Origin of the sequence: Pseudescherichia sp. (genome assembly GCF_032052675.1) — a bacterium.
Classification (GTDB): domain Bacteria; phylum Pseudomonadota; class Gammaproteobacteria; order Enterobacterales; family Enterobacteriaceae; genus Pseudescherichia.
On record NZ_DAMBWA010000003.1, the window covers coordinates 342,221 to 358,916 of the forward strand.

10 protein-coding genes are annotated in these 16,696 nt (G+C 57.6%); 8 read left to right on the forward strand and 2 right to left on the reverse strand.

Annotated elements, in window-relative coordinates; translation table 11 throughout:
* Window positions 1–40 precede the first annotated feature (40 nt).
* The 5 genes from glgB (at window position 41) to glgP (ending at window position 9,491) form a co-directional block, all read left to right on the forward strand.
* Entirely contained in the window at window positions 41–2,227 is a 2,187-nt protein-coding gene (glgB, locus tag RTX96_RS06425; protein WP_103820345.1) for a 1,4-alpha-glucan branching enzyme, read from the forward strand.
* Window positions 2,224–4,200: a glycogen debranching protein GlgX gene (gene glgX, locus RTX96_RS06430; RefSeq protein ID WP_312670588.1), complete on the forward strand. Its 1,977-nt coding sequence runs from the start codon at window positions 2,224–2,226 to the stop codon at window positions 4,198–4,200. Before glgB ends, glgX begins: the two co-directional genes overlap by 4 nt.
* A 14-nt stretch (window positions 4,201–4,214) precedes the next feature.
* Window positions 4,215–5,498 carry a glucose-1-phosphate adenylyltransferase gene (gene glgC / locus RTX96_RS06435; RefSeq protein ID WP_103820343.1) on the forward strand — a complete coding sequence of 428 codons (1,284 nt, stop codon included), beginning with the start codon at window positions 4,215–4,217 and terminating at the stop codon, window positions 5,496–5,498.
* Between the two features lie 92 nt (window positions 5,499–5,590).
* Complete coding sequence (gene glgA / locus RTX96_RS06440) at window positions 5,591–7,024, forward strand: glycogen synthase GlgA (RefSeq protein ID WP_103820342.1); 1,434 nt, start codon at window positions 5,591–5,593, stop codon at window positions 7,022–7,024.
* A 19-nt stretch (window positions 7,025–7,043) separates the two neighbouring features.
* Complete coding sequence (gene glgP / locus RTX96_RS06445) at window positions 7,044–9,491, forward strand: glycogen phosphorylase (RefSeq protein WP_103820341.1); 2,448 nt, start codon at window positions 7,044–7,046, stop codon at window positions 9,489–9,491.
* An 80-nt stretch (window positions 9,492–9,571) separates the two neighbouring features.
* Here the strand turns inward: glgP and glpD are convergent, their stop codons facing one another.
* Entirely contained in the window at window positions 9,572–11,077 is a 1,506-nt protein-coding gene (glpD, locus tag RTX96_RS06450) for a glycerol-3-phosphate dehydrogenase (protein WP_103820340.1), read from the reverse strand.
* Window positions 11,078–11,314: 237 nt separating this feature from the next.
* Here glpD and glpE point away from each other — a divergent pair, with 237 nt between their 5' ends.
* From glpE to RTX96_RS06465, 3 genes are read left to right on the forward strand one after another with little or no spacing between them, the layout of a single operon-like run.
* The gene (gene glpE / locus RTX96_RS06455) at window positions 11,315–11,644 is read left to right on the forward strand and encodes a thiosulfate sulfurtransferase GlpE (protein ID WP_103820339.1); all 330 of its coding nucleotides are present in this window, start codon (window positions 11,315–11,317) and stop codon (window positions 11,642–11,644) included.
* A 59-nt stretch (window positions 11,645–11,703) separates the two neighbouring features.
* Entirely contained in the window at window positions 11,704–12,525 is an 822-nt protein-coding gene (gene glpG / locus RTX96_RS06460; RefSeq protein WP_312670589.1) for a rhomboid family intramembrane serine protease GlpG, read from the forward strand.
* Window positions 12,526–12,543: 18 nt separating this feature from the next.
* Window positions 12,544–13,302 carry a DeoR/GlpR family transcriptional regulator gene (locus RTX96_RS06465; protein WP_103820338.1) on the forward strand — a complete coding sequence of 253 codons (759 nt, stop codon included), beginning with the start codon at window positions 12,544–12,546 and terminating at the stop codon, window positions 13,300–13,302.
* Between the two features lie 115 nt (window positions 13,303–13,417).
* Here the strand turns inward: RTX96_RS06465 and malT are convergent, their stop codons facing one another.
* A complete protein-coding gene (gene malT, locus RTX96_RS06470) occupies window positions 13,418–16,123 on the reverse strand; it encodes an HTH-type transcriptional regulator MalT (RefSeq protein ID WP_103820337.1) in 2,706 nt (901 codons plus the stop codon).
* Window positions 16,124–16,696 lie beyond the last annotated feature (573 nt).

Consider the following 16,696-nt stretch of genomic DNA (forward strand, 5'->3'; position numbering starts at 1 on the left):
GCGAAAAAATGTGGCACATATAAAACAGGATAAAAAAACCATGTCCAGTCTTGTCGATAGAGACGTGATCAACGCGCTAATAGCAGGCCATTTTGCGGATCCCTTTTCCGTACTCGGTATGCATCGCACCAATGCCGGACTGGAAGTCCGCGCGTTGCTACCTGACGCCACCGAAGTGTGGGTTATCGAAACGAAAACCGGACGTAAACTGGCCAGACTAGAGTGCCTTGATTCACGCGGCTTCTTTGCCGGTATCATTCAACGCCGTAAAAATCCTTTCCGCTATCAGCTTGCCGTTCACTGGCACGATCACGCTAACCTGATAGACGATCCTTACCGCTTCGGCCCTCTGCTGCAGGACTTAGATGCCTGGCTACTGTCAGAGGGGACGCACCTGCGTCCGTATGAAACCTTAGGTGCACATGCCGATACAATGGATGGGGTCACCGGTACCAAATTCTCCGTCTGGGCGCCCAACGCCCGACGCGTCTCGGTAGTAGGCGAATTTAACTACTGGGATGGTCGTCGCCATCCGATGCGCCTGCGTAAAGAGTCCGGCATCTGGGAGCTGTTTATCCCCGGCGCGCAGCATGGGCAGATCTACAAATTTGAGATGATTGATGCCCACGGCAACTTACGCATCAAAGCCGACCCCTATGCCTTCGAGGCGCAGATGCGTCCGGAGACCGCCTCCATGATCTGCGGCCTGCCGGAGAAGGTTGAGCAGACCGAAGAGCGCAGGCGCGCCAATGAGTTTGATCAGCCCATCTCTATCTATGAGGTGCACCTCGGCTCCTGGCGTCGCCATACCGACAATAACTTCTGGCTGAGCTACCGCGAGCTGGCAGAGCAGCTGGTTCCCTATGCGAAGTGGATGGGCTTCACCCACTTAGAGCTGATGCCGGTCAACGAGCATCCGTTTGACGGTAGCTGGGGCTACCAGCCCACGGGCCTCTATGCGCCGACCCGCCGCTTCGGCACACGGGATGATTTCCGCTACTTTATTAAGGCTGCCCACGCGGCGGGCCTGAATGTGATCCTCGACTGGGTCCCCGGCCACTTCCCCTCCGACGAGTTTGGCCTCGCCGAGTTCGACGGCACCGATCTCTATGAGCATAGCGATCCGCGCGAGGGCTACCATCAGGACTGGAACACGCTGATCTACAACTACGGTCGCCGTGAGGTTAGCAACTATCTGGTGGGCAACGCCCTTTACTGGGTTGAGCGCTTTGGTATTGACGCCCTGCGCGTCGATGCGGTGGCTTCCATGATCTACCGTGACTACAGCCGCAAAGAGGGGGAGTGGATCCCCAACGAGTTTGGCGGTCGCGAGAACCTGGAAGCTATCGAGTTCCTGCGCAGCACCAACCGTAAGCTAGGAGAGCAGGTGCCAGGGGCGGTGAGCATGGCCGAAGAGTCTACCGATTTTCCGGGCGTATCGCGGCCACCGGCTAACGGTGGGCTGGGCTTCTGGTACAAGTGGAACCTGGGCTGGATGCATGACACCCTCGACTACTTTAAGCTCGATCCCATCTACCGTCAGTACCATCACGATAAGCTGACGTTCGGGATGCTCTACAACTACACCGAGAACTTCGTTCTGCCGCTGTCGCACGATGAAGTTGTGCACGGTAAAAAGTCCATTCTTGACCGGATGCCGGGTGATGCATGGCAGAAGTTTGCCAACCTGCGCGCTTACTACGGCTGGATGTGGGGCTTCCCGGGTAAAAAGCTGCTCTTTATGGGCAATGAGTTTGCCCAGGGGCGCGAGTGGAACCATGACAGCAGCCTTGACTGGCATCTGCTGGAGGGCGGCGATAACTGGCACCACGGCGTCCAGCGGCTGGTACGCGATCTCAATTCCACCTACCGTCACCATAAAGCGCTGCACGAGCTGGATTTCGATCGCTATGGTTTCGAGTGGCTGGTGGTCGACGATAACCAACGCTCGGTGTTTATCTTTGTACGTCGGGATAAAGCCGGCAATGAAATTATCGTGGCCAGCAACTTTACGCCGGAGCCGCGCCATGAATACCGCTTTGGCGTTAATCAGCCGGGCCGCTGGCGTGAGGCGCTGAACACCGATTCAGTACACTATCACGGCAGCAATATGGGGAATTACGGCACCGTGCACAGTGATGCGATCCCAAGCCACGGTCGCGATAACTCGCTCTGTCTGACGCTGCCACCGCTCTCCACCATCTGGCTGGTCAGGGAGGGTGAATGACGAAGCTGGCGGCAGGCAAGCCTGCGCCACTTGGCGCGCATTATGAAGGCAACGGCGTGAATTTCACGCTCTTCTCGGCAAACGCAGAGCGGGTTGAGCTCTGCATCTTTGACGATGAGGAGAATGAACAGCGTTACGACCTGCCTGCCCGCACTGGCGACGTCTGGCACGGTTTTCTGGAGAAGGCGCGTCCCGGCATACGCTATGGCTTCCGGGTGCACGGCCCGTGGGATCCGGCTGCGGGCCACCGCTTCAATCCGACCAAACTGCTGATCGACCCCTGCGCCCGCCGTGTCGACGGCGATGCTATCGATCATGATCTCTTCCACGGCGGTTTTGATATTGCCGACCCTCATAATAACGCGGCTATTGCGCCCAAAAGCGTGGTCGTTAATGAGGCGTTTGACTGGGAAGACGACGCGCCACCGCGTACGCCCTGGGGCAAGACGGTGATCTATGAGGCGCATGTCAAAGGGCTAACGTATTTGCATCCGGCTATTCCGGAAAAGATACGCGGCACCTACAGAGCCCTCGGTCATCCGGTGATGATTGCTTACTTTAAACGGCTGGGGATCACCGCTCTGGAGCTGCTGCCGGTGGCGCATTTTGCCAGCGAGCCGCGCCTGCAGCGGCTGGGCTTAAGCAACTACTGGGGCTACAACCCGCTGGCGATGTTTGCCCTCGATCCGCGCTACGCCAGCGATCCTGACCGCGCCCTGCAGGAGTTTTGCGAGGCGGTCAAAGCGCTGCACAAAGCCGGTATTGAGGTGATCCTCGATATCGTCTTGAACCACAGCGCCGAGGTCGATATTGAAGGCCCCACCTTCTCCCTGCGCGGAATCGATAACCGTAGCTATTATTGGATCAGGGAGAACGGCGACTACGTTAACTGGACCGGCTGCGGCAACACGCTGAACCTGAGTCATCCTGGCGTGGTGGAGTATGCCCACCAGTGCCTACGGCATTGGGTAGACACCTACCACATCGACGGCTTCCGCTTCGATTTAGCGACGGTGATGGGGCGCACGCCGCATTTTGACCCCTGTGCGCCGCTGTTTGAGGCGATAAAAAACGATCCGGTGCTCTCAGCGGTCAAGCTGATTGCCGAGCCGTGGGACGTGGGCGAAGGCGGTTACCAGGTCGGCAATTTTCCGCCGCTGTTTGCCGAGTGGAACGATCAGTTTCGCGATGCCTCGCGCCGCTTCTGGCTGGCGAAGGATATCTCTTTGGGCCGCTTTGCCACGCGCTTTGCCGGCTCGGGGGATGTGTTCAGGCGCAGCGGGCGTCTTCCCGCCGCGTCGATCAACCTGGTGACGGCGCACGACGGGTTTACGCTACGCGACTGCGTCTGTTTTAACCATAAACACAACGAGGCCAACGGCGAAGAGAATCGCGATGGCTCTAACAATAATCACAGCAATAATCATGGTACAGAAGGACTAGGCGGTTCGTTGTATGTGATTGAGCGGCGACGAGACAGTGTCCATGCCCTACTGGTCACGCTGCTGCTGTCACAAGGTACGCCGATGCTGCTGGCGGGTGATGAACAGGGACACAGCCAGCATGGTAACAATAATGCCTATTGCCAGGACAACGCGCTGACCTGGCTTGATTGGGAAAAGGCAAATGACGGGCTGACCACCTTTGTGGCCACCTTAATCCATCTTCGCCAGCAGGTACCGGCGTTAACCAATAATGCCTGGTGGGAAGAGGGTGACGGCAACGTCAGCTGGCTGAACAAGGATGCCCAGCCTTTAAGCGTGCGGGAGTGGGAGCATGGGGTAGGCCGTCTGCAAATCCTGCTTTCAGACCGTTTCCTGATTACGCTGAACAATACGGATAAGGTTACAGAAATTGTATTACCCGACGGGGAATGGCGCGCCGTTCCTCCATTTGCCGGTGAGGATAATCCGGTGGTAGTGGCTGTCTGGCATGGGCCCGCGCATGGAGTATGCGTTTTTCGAAGGTCATAAAAAAGGAGTTCATCATGGTTAGATTTGATAAAAACGATCCGCTAATGTTAGCGCGCCAGCTCCCATTAAAATCTGTAGCCCTGATCCTGGCGGGAGGGCGCGGCACGCGTCTCAAAGACTTGACCACCACACGCGCCAAGCCTGCGGTACACTTTGGCGGCAAGTTCCGTATCATTGATTTTGCGCTCTCCAACTGTCTTAACTCCGGTATCCGTCGTATCGGCGTAATCACTCAGTATCAGTCACACACCCTGGTGCAGCATATCCAGCGCGGCTGGTCCTTCTTTAGCGAAGAGATGAACGAGTTTGTCGATCTTCTCCCCGCCCAGCAGCGCGTGCACGGTGAAAACTGGTATCGCGGCACGGCGGATGCGGTCACCCAGAACCTCGACATCATTCGCCGCTATAACGCGGAGTATGTCGTGATCCTCGCGGGCGATCACATCTATAAGCAGGACTACTCGCGCATGCTGATCGACCACGTTGAGAAGGGCGCACGCTGCACCGTCGCCTGCCTGCCGGTGCCTAAAGCAGAAGCAACGGCGTTCGGCGTCATGGCAGTAGATGAAAACGAAAAAGTAATCGATTTCGTTGAGAAGCCAGCCAATCCGCCTACCATGCCGGGGGATGACACTAAATCGCTCGCCAGCATGGGGATCTACATTTTCGATGCAGACTATCTCTATGAGCTGCTTGAGGAGGATGACAAGGATGAAACCTCTAATCACGATTTCGGTAAAGATATTATCCCGAAAGTGACGAGAGCGGGTGAGGCCTTTGCCCATGCGTTCCCGCACTCCTGCGTGCAGTCGGATCCGGACGCAGAGCCCTACTGGCGCGACGTAGGAACCCTGGAGGCATACTGGAAGGCTAACCTCGATCTTGCCTCCGTCACCCCTGAACTGGATATGTACGATCAAAATTGGCCTATCCGAACCCACATGGAATCGCTACCGCCTGCTAAATTTGTACAGGATAGATCCGGTAGTCACGGCATGACGCTTAATTCGCTGGTGTCGGGGGGCTGCATTATCTCCGGTTCGGTGGTGGTGCAGTCGGTGCTGTTCCCGCGCGTGCGCGTTAACTCATTCTGCAATATCGACTCGTCGGTTCTGCTGCCGGATGTCTGGGTAGGACGTTCGTGCCGCCTGCGCCGCTGCGTCATCGACCGCGCCTGTAAAATTCCTGAGGGCATGGTGATCGGTGAAAATGCAGAAGAGGATGCCCGTCGGTTCTACCGTTCAGAGGAAGGCATTGTGCTGGTCACGCGTGAGATGTTAAGCAAATTAAAAGAGTGACGGCATCAAATCATAACCTTGCGCGGAAGGGGTCCGCGTGCTGGTTTACCGCTACCGCTTGCATGCGGTAGCGGTTTTTAACAGGAGCGAGAATGCAGGTTTTACATGTATGTTCTGAGATGTTCCCGTTGCTCAAGACCGGTGGTCTGGCAGATGTACTTGGTGCACTCCCTGCGGCGCAAATAGCCGGTGGTGTTGATACTCGCGTACTGCTGCCGGCTTTTCCTGATATTCGGCGCGGTATTACCGATGCGAAAGTGGTGTCCCGGCGAGAGACCTTTGCTGGCCACATCACACTGCTCTACGGTCACTATAACGGCGTTGGCATCTATCTGATTGATGCCCCACACCTTTACGATCGTCCCGGCAGCCCGTATCACGACACTAACCTGTTTGCCTACACCGATAACGTGCTGCGCTTCGCCTTGCTCGGCTGGGTGGGCAGCGAGATGGCCTGCGGTCTCGATCCGTTCTGGCGTCCGGACATTGTCCATGCCCACGACTGGCATGCCGGGCTGGCGCCTGCCTACCTCGCCGCCCGTGGCCATCCGGCGAAGTCGGTATTTACCGTGCATAATTTAGCCTACCAGGGTATGTTTTATGCTCATCATATGGATGAAATTGAACTGCCGTGGTCATTCTTTAATGTTAATGGCGTAGAGTTCAACGGTCAGATCTCGTTCCTGAAGGCCGGGCTCTACTTTGCCGACCATATTACGGCGGTTAGCCCGACCTACGCGCGGGAGATCACCGAGCCGCAGTTTGCGTATGGCATGGAAGGGCTGCTGCGCCAGCGCCATGCAGAGGGTCGTCTCTCTGGGATCCTCAACGGCGTTGATGAACAGATCTGGGATCCGGAAACCGACCTGCTGCTGGCGTCGCGCTTTACCCGTGACTCGCTGGAGGATAAGGCGGAGAACAAGCGCCAGCTGCAAATCGCGATGGGGCTGAAGGTGGATGAAAAGATCCCGCTCTTCGCCGTGGTCAGCCGCCTGACTAGCCAGAAAGGGCTGGATCTGGTGCTGGAGGCGCTGCCGGGCCTGCTGGAGCAGGGCGGACAGCTGGCCCTGCTGGGCGCGGGCGATCCGGTTCTGCAGGAGGGCTTCCTGGCCGCTGCCGCCGAGCATCCGGGGCAGGTTGGGGTCCAGATTGGCTATCACGAAGCCTTCTCGCACCGCATCATGGGCGGCGCGGATGTGATTTTGGTGCCAAGCCGATTTGAACCGTGCGGGCTGACGCAGCTCTACGGATTGAAGTACGGCACGCTGCCGCTGGTGCGGCGTACCGGCGGGCTGGCTGACACCGTATCAGACAGCTCATTAGAGAACCTGGCGGACGGTATCGCCAGCGGTTTTGTCTTTGAAGACAGTAATGCCTGGTCGCTGCTGAGGGCGATAAGGCGTGCGTTTGTGCTGTGGTCCCGGCCTTCGCTGTGGCGCTTTGTTCAGCGTCAGGCGATGAATATGGATTTTAGCTGGCAGGTTGCCGCTCAGTCCTACCGGGATCTCTATTATCGGTTGAAGTAGAGCACCAGGAATCACGTTTATGAATGCACCCTTTACCTATACATCACCGACGCTCAGCGTCGAGGCGTTAAAGCACTCCATTGCCTATAAACTGATGTTTACCATTGGTAAAGATCCGGCTATCGCCAATAAACACGAGTGGTTGAACGCCACGCTGTTCGCCGTACGTGACCGCCTGGTTGAGCGTTGGCTGCGCTCAAATCGTGCGCAGCTCTCGCAGGAGACGCGCCAGGTCTATTATTTGTCGATGGAATTTCTGATTGGCCGCACCCTCTCTAATGCCCTGCTTGCGCTGGGCATCTATGGCGATGTTAAAAACGCGCTGGAAGAGATGGGGCTGGATCTCGAAGAGCTGATCGACGAAGAGAACGACCCTGGCCTCGGCAACGGCGGTTTGGGTCGTCTGGCTGCCTGCTTCCTCGACTCGCTGGCCACGCTTGGCCTGCCGGGACGCGGCTATGGCATCCGCTATGACTACGGCATGTTCAAACAGAACATCGTTGAGGGCCGCCAGAAAGAGTCCCCGGACTACTGGCTGGAATACGGTAACCCGTGGGAGTTCAAGCGTCACAACACCCGCTACAAGGTACGGTTCGGCGGCCGTATCCAGCAGGAGGGGAAGAAGACCCGCTGGCTGGAGACCGAAGAGATTCTGGCGGTGGCCTACGATCAGATTATCCCCGGCTTTGATACCGACGCCACCAATACGCTGCGGCTGTGGAATGCCCAGGCCAGTAGCGCGATTAACCTCGGTAAATTTAATCAGGGCGACTATTTTGCCGCGGTGGAAGATAAAAACCACTCGGAAAACGTCTCCCGCGTGCTCTACCCGGACGACTCGACCTACTCCGGTCGCGAGCTGCGCCTGCGCCAGGAGTATTTCCTCGTCTCCGCGACGGTGCAGGATATCCTGAACCGCCACTTCCTGCTGCATAAGACCTACGCTAACCTCGCCGATAAGGTCGCCATCCACCTCAACGATACCCATCCGGTACTCGGTATTCCTGAGCTGATGCGTCTTTTGATCGACGAGCATAAGTTTTCGTGGGATGACGCCTTTGAGGCGACCTGCCAGATCTTCTCCTATACCAACCATACGCTGATGAGCGAAGCGCTGGAGACCTGGCCGGTAGACATGCTGGGTAAAATTCTGCCGCGTCATCTGCAAATTATTTTTGAGATCAACGACTACTTCCTGAAGACCGTGCAGGAGCAGTATCCGAACGATACCGGGCTGCTGAGCCGTGTCTCGATCATCGACGAGTCTAACGGCCGCCGGGTGCGCATGGCCTGGCTGGCAGTAGTAGCCAGCCATAAGGTCAATGGTGTCTCCGAGCTGCACTCAAACCTGATGGTGCAGTCGCTATTCGCTGACTTTGCCAAAATCTTCCCGACGCGCTTTACCAACGTCACCAACGGCGTGACGCCGCGGCGCTGGCTGGCGTTAGCTAACCCCTCGCTGTCAGATGTGCTCGACGAGCATATCGGGCGTACGTGGCGAACCGATCTCAGCCAGCTTAGCGAGCTGGAGCAGCATATCGACTTCCCGATAGTGAACCAGGCCGTGCGCCAGGCGAAGCTGGATAATAAAAAGCGCCTGGCGCTCTATATTGGTCAGCAGCTTAACGTAGTGGTGAACCCGAAGGCGCTGTTCGACGTGCAGATCAAGCGTATCCATGAGTACAAGCGTCAGCTGATGAATGTTCTGCACGTGATCGCCCGCTATAACCGCATCAAGGCCGATCCGGAAGCGAACTGGGTGCCACGCGTCAATATCTTTGCCGGTAAGGCGGCCTCGGCCTACTACATGGCGAAGCATATTATTCACCTGATCAACGACGTGGCGAAGGTCATCAATAACGATCCACAGATTGGCGACAAGCTGAAGGTTGTGTTTATTCCGAACTACAGCGTCAGCCTGGCGCAGCTGATCATTCCGGCAGCCGATCTCTCTGAGCAGATTTCGCTGGCGGGAACGGAGGCCTCCGGCACCAGTAACATGAAGTTTGCCCTCAACGGCGCGCTGACTATCGGCACGCTGGATGGTGCAAACGTCGAGATGCTGGAGCATGTGGGCGACGACAATATCTTTATCTTTGGTAATACGGCGGATGAGGTTGAGACGCTGCGTCGTCAGGGCTATAAGCCGCGCGACTACTACGATAAAGACGAGGAGCTGCACACTGTCCTGACGCAGATCGCTACCGGCGTGTTTAATCGTGACGAGCCGGGGCGCTACCGCGATCTGGTGGATTCCCTGCTTAACTTCGGCGACCACTACCAGGTGCTGGCAGATTTCCGCAGCTACGTTGACTGCCAGGATCGGGTGGATGAGCTTTATCGCCAGCCGGAAGAGTGGACCATTAAAGCGATGCACAACATCGCCAATATGGGCTACTTCTCATCCGACAGGACGATCAAGGAGTACGCGGATAAAATCTGGAATATTAAGCCGATACGCCTGTAAAAAACGCCCGGTGGCGCTATGCTTACCGGGCCTGGACGTAGGCCGGGCAAACGCAGTGCCGCCCGGCGTTTCTATATCAATCACGATGCCAATGACAATTCACGCTTAGCCCAGCTGGCCAGCCACTGGGCCACCCGCGACTGCTGCTCCGCGTTCAGCCACATGCCTGCTTTCGTCCGACGCCAGATAGCATCATCGAGGCGGCGTACCCACTCATGCTCTGCAAGATAGCGCAGCTCGGCCTCGTAGAACTCATGGCCGAAGTTCTCCCCCAGCGCTTCAATCGACGTCATACCGGCAAGGATCAGCTCGCTGTTGCTGCCGTAGGTACGGGCGTAGTGGCGCGCCAGCGGCTCGCTGATAAACGGATAGCGACGACGCAGCTTCGCCGCGTAGTCGTCCCGGTCACCGGCAATATCGCCCCCGGGCAGCACGCACTCCCTGGTCCACGCCGGGCCGATGCCGCTATAGTACGGCGTCAGCTTCTCCAGCGCGTGCTCGGCCAGCTTGCGATAGGTGGTCAGCTTGCCGCCGAAGACGGAGAGCAGGGGCGCTTTGCCCTCATCATCGCGAATATCCAGGGTATAGTCGCGGGTGATCGCCTGCGGTGAGTCGGACTCGTCGTCGCAGAGCGGACGTACGCCGGAGTAGGTCCAGACGATATCGTTCCGGGTTAGCGGCTTTTTAAAGTGCGCGTTATAGACCTTCAGCAGGTAGTTAATCTCACTCTCGTCGATCTCAACGTGCTTCGCATCGCCCTTATACTCCACATCGGTAGTGCCAATAATGGAGAACTCGTCCATCCACGGGATCACAAACACGATCCGCTTATCTTCGTTCTGTAGAATATAGGCCTGCTTCTGCGAGTGGACGCGCGGCACCACGATATGGCTGCCTTTGATCAGGCGGATACCATACGGAGACGGCAGCTGCATCCCCTCGTCAAAGAACTGTTTTACCCACGGACCGGTAGCATTCACCAGGCCGCGCGCCTGCCAGCGGTACTTCTCGCCGGTATCGACGTCTTCGGCTTCGACGATCCACAGACCGTTCTCCCGACGTGCCGCGGTCGCCCGGGTACGCGTTAACACTTCGCCGCCTTTACGCACCACCATCTGCGCATTCGCCACGACCAGCCGCGCATCGTCTACCCAGCAGTCAGAATATTCGAATCCGCGCACGATCTCCGGCTTCAGCACCGACTCTGAGCCAAAACGCAAGCCGGTAGAGCCGGGCAGGCTGGTGCGTTTGCCCAGGTGATCGTACATAAACAGGCCGATGCGGATCATCCACGCCGGACGAAGATGCGGACGGTGCGGCAGGCGAAAACGCATTGGGAAGGCGATATGCGGCGCCATCTGCAGCAGCACCTCACGCTCCGCCAGCGCCTCGCTCACCAGACGAAACTCATAGTGCTCAAGGTAGCGCAGACCGCCGTGGATCAGCTTGGAGCTGGCCGAAGAGGTGGCACAGGCCAGATCGTTTGCCTCCAGCATGAGCACGGAGAGGCCACGCCCGGCGGCGTCTGCCGCGATACCGGCACCGTTGATGCCCCCGCCTATCACAATCAGATCTTTGGTTTCCATGCTCACCTCATGCACTTTCGTAAAAGCTCAAAAATGTTCGATATCGCTCATAATAGCAAACGAACGCGCTTTTGGTAACATCAAAAAAACAATTTAAAGTGATATGCATAACATAATGGCGTTTAGCTGGCGGAACGACGTAAAATTAGAGGATGAGTGTAGTTGTAGGCCCGGCAAGCTAGCGCCGCCGGGCAGAGCATTGGTAAGCACGCCCCAGGGCCTGCAAATGGGAAAATAATGGATCAGTTTGAGTGTATTAATGTAGAAGAGGCCCATCAGAAGATGCATCAGAAGCTGGCGGTGCTGGTCGATATTCGCGATCCGCAAAGCTATGCGATGGGCCATACCCCCGGCGCATTTCATCTGACCAACGATACGCTGGGTACCTTTATGCAGCAGAACGACTTTGATACGCCGGTGATGGTGATGTGCTACCACGGCAACAGTAGCAAAGGCGCGGCTCAGTACCTGTTGCAGCAGGGTTTTGACCAGGTCTACAGCGTCGACGGCGGCTTTGACGCCTGGCATCGCCATTTCCCAGCGGAAGTGGCTCACGGGACGCTTTAGTCAGCGGAGCAATAACCCGCTATACTGCCCTCTTTTGTGTGGAAAAAGCGACCGCCAGCATGTTGATGATCACCTCCTTTGCTAACCCGCGCGTCGCCCAGGCGTTTGTTGACTATATGCAGACCCAGGGCGTTGTTTTGACTATTCAACACCACGAGACCAGCGACGTCTGGCTGGCGGACGAGAGCCAGGCCGGACGCGTACGCGAAGAGCTGGCGCGCTTCCAGCAGAATCCGGAAGATCCGCGCTACCTGGCCGCCAGCTGGCAGTCAGGGCAGGTTAATAGCGGCCTGCACTACCGCCGTTACCCCTTCTTCGCCACCCTGCGCGAGCGGGCCGGGCCGGTAACGCTGATCGTGGCGCTGCTCTGCGTGCTGGTGTTTATCCTGATGAGCACGCTCGGTGACCAGATGGTTATGGTCTGGCTGGCGTGGCCTTTTGATCCTTCGCTGCAGTTCGATCTCTGGCGCTACTTCAGCCATGCGTTGATGCATTTCTCCGTGATGCATATCCTCTTCAACCTGCTCTGGTGGTGGTACATCGGCGGGGCGGTGGAGAAGCGCCTCGGTAGCGGCAAGCTCATTGTCATCACGCTTATCAGCGCGCTGCTCAGCGGTTATGTGCAGCACAAATTTAGCGGCCCGTGGTTTGGTGGCCTCTCCGGCGTGGTCTATGCGCTGATGGGCTACGCCTGGCTGCGGGGCGAGCGCGATCCGCAAAGCGGTGTCTATTTGCCGCGAGGCCTGATAGCCTTCTCATTAATATGGTTAATTGCCGGCTGGTTTAATCTGTTTGGCATGTCTATCGCCAACGGCGCGCACGTCACCGGCCTGGCCGTGGGGCTGGCAATGGCGTTTGTTGATACGCGAAAACGAACATAAAAGCTCAGGAACATTGCAATGAAACAGACACAGCGCCACGATGCCATTATCGAGCTGGTAAAAAAGCAGGGCTACGTCAGTACCGAGGAGCTGGTGGAGCAGTTTGCCGTCAGTCCGCAAACCATTCGCCGCGATTTGAACGATCTGGCCGATCAGAACATGATCCTGCGCCACCACGGCGGCGCAGCGCTTCCCTCAAGCTCGGTAAACACCTCGTGGCACGATCGTAAAGCCACCCAGACGGCGGAGAAGGAGCGGATTGCCCGCAAGGTCGCCAGCCAGATCCCTGACGGGGCAACGCTGTTTATCGATATCGGCACCACGCCGGAAGCGGTAGCGCATGCGCTGCTGGATCACAATCACCTGCGCATCGTGACCAACAACCTTAACGTCGCTAACACGCTGATGGTGAAAGAGGATTTCCGCATCATTCTGGCCGGGGGCGAGCTGCGCAGCCGCGACGGCGGGATTATCGGCGAGGCGACGCTCGACTTTATCTCTCAGTTCCGCCTCGACTTCGGCATTCTCGGCATCAGCGGCATCGACGCCGACGGCTCGCTGCTGGAGTTTGACTACCACGAGGTGCGCACCAAGCGGGCAATCATCGACAACTCACGCCACGTGATGCTGGTGGTGGATCACTCTAAGTATGGCCGTAACGCGATGGTTAACATGGGCAGCATCAGCATGGTGGATGCGGTCTATACCGACGTGATGCCGCCAGCAGGCGTGCTGGACGTGATTAAAAGCCACAATATTCAGCTGGAGCTGTGCTAAACATCACGCCGGGCGGCACTGCGTTTGCCCGGCCTACGGTAGCACGCTGCGGGTTTGTAGGCCCGCGTAAGCGCAGCGCCACCGGGCGTTACTCTGCTGATGCAGTCACTACAATTTAGACCCCGTAGCCCATCATCTGTAATAGCTGCTGCGCGTGCTGCACCGCATCCTGGCGGTGGGCAACGCCCAGCTTCTGGTAGAGGTTACGGATGTGGGTTTTGATGGTGGTCGCCGCCACCGCCAGCTCGCCGGCGATCTGCTCGTTGCTGTAGCCAGAGTAGATCAGCCCCAGCACCTGCCACTCCCGCTGGGTCAGCGGGCTGGTGCGGATCAGCTCCGGCACCTCCGGGTGGGTCAGCAGGCGCTCAACAAAGCGCTCATCAAAATGGGCATATTTGTGGCGATGATGCTGGTTAATGTCGCGCAGAATGCGCTGGGCGCGGTGGCCCTCCAGCTCCGGCAGAGCGTTAAGCTGGATCAGCTGCCGCAGCTGCTGCGCCATCGCCTCGCCTTCAATCACGAAATGGCTAACGAAGCCGGTGCGATTTGCCAGCGTCAGGGCCTCCATCAGCACCCGCTGGGCATCATTCTTGCGTCCAGCCTGCCAGTAAAGCTGGTTCAGCAGCAGCAGGTTACGGTTCAGATCGCTCATCAGCCGCAGGCTGCGCGCGTTCTCGTTCAGCTCCTCCAGCACCATCTCTGCGGACTCAACGTCTCCCAGCAGGATCTGCGCCCGGGCAACGTTACGCCACTGGCTCTGGTGGAAGTGGTTATTGGCAAACTCTGATTTCGGCGTCTGGCGCAGCCACTGGGCGGCGGCCTGCTTATCGCCGGTCATCTGCCAGTAGATCACCCGCACCTTGTCGGCATTGGACACCCAGTCGCTATGGTACTGCCCGTTGCCGAGCAGGTTCTCCAGTCGGTTAAGGTGGCTGCGAGCGTTATCCAGATCGCCACGCGCCAGCGAGTTTTGCACCACCAGGGCCAGACACTGCAGCTGCTGCTGAGGCTGATAAGCAGAGAGCACGGTCATACCTTCTCGGGCCGCCGCTTCGGACTCATCAAGACGTCCCCAGGCCCACAGCAGCTGAGCGCGGATGCGCAGCAAAAACTCGTGCAGCGGCAGCTGCTCAAGATGCTGCTCGCGGATAAGCGTAAACGCCTTCTCCTGGCACTCCCAGGCGGCCTGCAGGAAGCCCTGAGCAAACAGGATCTCGCACTGCTGGATCAGGCTCCACAGCGCGTAGTGCCAGACGTCGTGGCGGCGTGCCATCTGCTCGGTTTGCTGCATCACGGTGAGGGAGTGGCTGAGCAGCCCCTTGCAGTGCAGCACCTCGCCGTGCACCGAGGTGGCTACGATGCGGCTATAGAAGTTAGCCAGCGGCAGCTCCTCAAGCGCGATCATCGCCAGCCGCTCGGCCTCCACCGGATCGCCATCGTTAATCGCTACCTGGGCGCGCAGCGCGTTAAAGTCACCTTGCAGGGCGTGATCCGCCGTCATATCCATCTCCTGCTCGGCGCGGGCCAGCAGGGTGTTCACTTCGCTATAGCGGTGCTGGCTCTGCATCAGCCAGGCTTGCAGCAGCACCAGACGCGGGTTCTCCAGCAGGCTCTCCCACGGCAGCGCCTTTAACGACGCCTCCAGCAGGGTCAGCTCGCTGTGGTTAAACAGCCCCCACGCATGGTGCAGCAGAATATCGCGCAGCATCGTGCCGTCGCCCGCCGCTAACGCATGGTGGATAGCTTCGCTCGGGAAGCCCTGCGCCATCCAGCTCTCTGCCGCCGCGCGGTGGATATCCGGCAGCTCGGTGGCCAGCTCCCACTGACAGCGCTGGCGTAAAAAGCTGCCGAACAGCGGGTGATAGCTAAACCACTCGCCGGAGTCATCCATACGCTGTAAAAATAGCCCCTGCCGCTCGATCTCTTCCAGCCGCATCTGGCCGTTCTCTTCACCGGTCACCCGGACGATCAGCGCATCGTTCATCGAGCGCAGCAGGGAGCTTTTCAGCAGGAACTGGCGGGTAGTGACATCAATATTGTCCAGCACCTCATCGACCAGATAGTCCGACAGATGGCTGGCGTTGATCCCCGCCAGGCGCCGGGCGGAGTGCTGGGTTGAGCTGTTATTCTGCCGGGCCGAGAGGGCAATCAGCTGCAGGGCGGTGGCCCATCCGGCCACGTCGTCGCACAGACGGCTGCTCTCTGCCGCTTCAATCGGGGCGTTCAGGCGGCAATCAAAAAACTGCTTGGCCTCCTGATGGGTAAAGGCCAGCTGCTGGCTGCTGACTTCCAGCAGCTGATCGCGCACGCGCAGGTTGGCAATGCCCAGCTGCGGCAGGTTGCGCGACAGCACCACCAGCGTCAGATTTTCCGGCTGATGACGCAGAAAGAAACGCATCGCATCGTGGATCACCGGGTTGGTCACCAGGTGGTAGTCGTCGATAACGATATAGAGCGGGCGCTGCCACTCAGCCAGCTCAATAAAGAGCTGGGAGAAGAGCGAGGGGAGGCTAGCGTACTGACGCTTTTGCGCCATCGCTTCGCTGGAGACACAGTGCCCACCGGTCGCCTGCTGCACGGCGGCGACAAGATAGCTGGCGAATCGCTCCGGCTGGTTGTCCCCCTCATCGAGCGAGAACCAGCCCAGATCGGCTTGACTGGCGGCCCACTGTGAAATAAGCGTCGTTTTGCCGTAGCCAGCCGGGCTGGTAACCAGAGCTAAACGAAAATTGTTCGCGCCGGAAAGTTTAGCCAGCAGGCGTTCGCGGACCACAGTATGGTCAAGACGAACCGGGCGACTTAATTTAGACGGAATCAACATAGTTATCACTTCACTGTGAGGGAACGAAGAAAAAGGAATTTTTTTGAGCTTCGTAATTAATGACTAATAAGGTCGGTCAGAATGGATTCTATTGCAAGTTATGTCCGAATTTTACGACGCTGAATTTGCACCGTGTCACATTTCTATAACCTGGCTGAATAAAACGCCCGACAGGCAGCGAGGGCACGTGGTAACTAGCCTGCGGGCAAATGGAGCAGAATGTAATATTCACTTTTGGCAGAGTAAGGTTAGGCCGTTGATATTCAGAATCCATAGGTCGAAAGTGGTAATTAATAGGGGAAGAGGGAGGGGTTGTTAATATTTGTATCCACGTTTCGCAGCGGTAAACTTAAATTCATGTATGTATATATGAAACGGCATTTCATTTTCTTGAGCGCCCTCCCGGTTAACTGTCGATAATTTCCTCATACTTTTGCATGTGTTTTTGTGCCGTCTGGCCGTTGAATTTTTGAGTAATTCGCCTTTTTGCAGCTAACTTTAAGTGGCAGCGATCACACTTTTGGCTCATCCCTGCGGCTCCTCCTGGGCTTTTCCCTGGCAGGATGAGGAAGT

Coding starts and splice junctions, on each gene's coding strand:
- RTX96_RS06465 (WP_103820338.1), top strand. CDS start 12,544: ATGAAACAGACACAGCGCCACGATGCCATTATCGAGCTGGTAAAAAAG.
- glgP (WP_103820341.1), top strand. CDS start 7,044: ATGAATGCACCCTTTACCTATACATCACCGACGCTCAGCGTCGAGGCG.
- glpG (WP_312670589.1), top strand. CDS start 11,704: ATGTTGATGATCACCTCCTTTGCTAACCCGCGCGTCGCCCAGGCGTTT.
- glgC (WP_103820343.1), top strand. CDS start 4,215: ATGGTTAGATTTGATAAAAACGATCCGCTAATGTTAGCGCGCCAGCTC.
- glgA (WP_103820342.1), top strand. CDS start 5,591: ATGCAGGTTTTACATGTATGTTCTGAGATGTTCCCGTTGCTCAAGACC.
- glpE (WP_103820339.1), top strand. CDS start 11,315: ATGGATCAGTTTGAGTGTATTAATGTAGAAGAGGCCCATCAGAAGATG.
- glpD (WP_103820340.1), bottom strand. CDS start 11,077: ATGGAAACCAAAGATCTGATTGTGATAGGCGGGGGCATCAACGGTGCC.
- glgB (WP_103820345.1), top strand. CDS start 41: ATGTCCAGTCTTGTCGATAGAGACGTGATCAACGCGCTAATAGCAGGC.
- glgX (WP_312670588.1), top strand. CDS start 2,224: ATGACGAAGCTGGCGGCAGGCAAGCCTGCGCCACTTGGCGCGCATTAT.
- malT (WP_103820337.1), bottom strand. CDS start 16,123: ATGTTGATTCCGTCTAAATTAAGTCGCCCGGTTCGTCTTGACCATACT.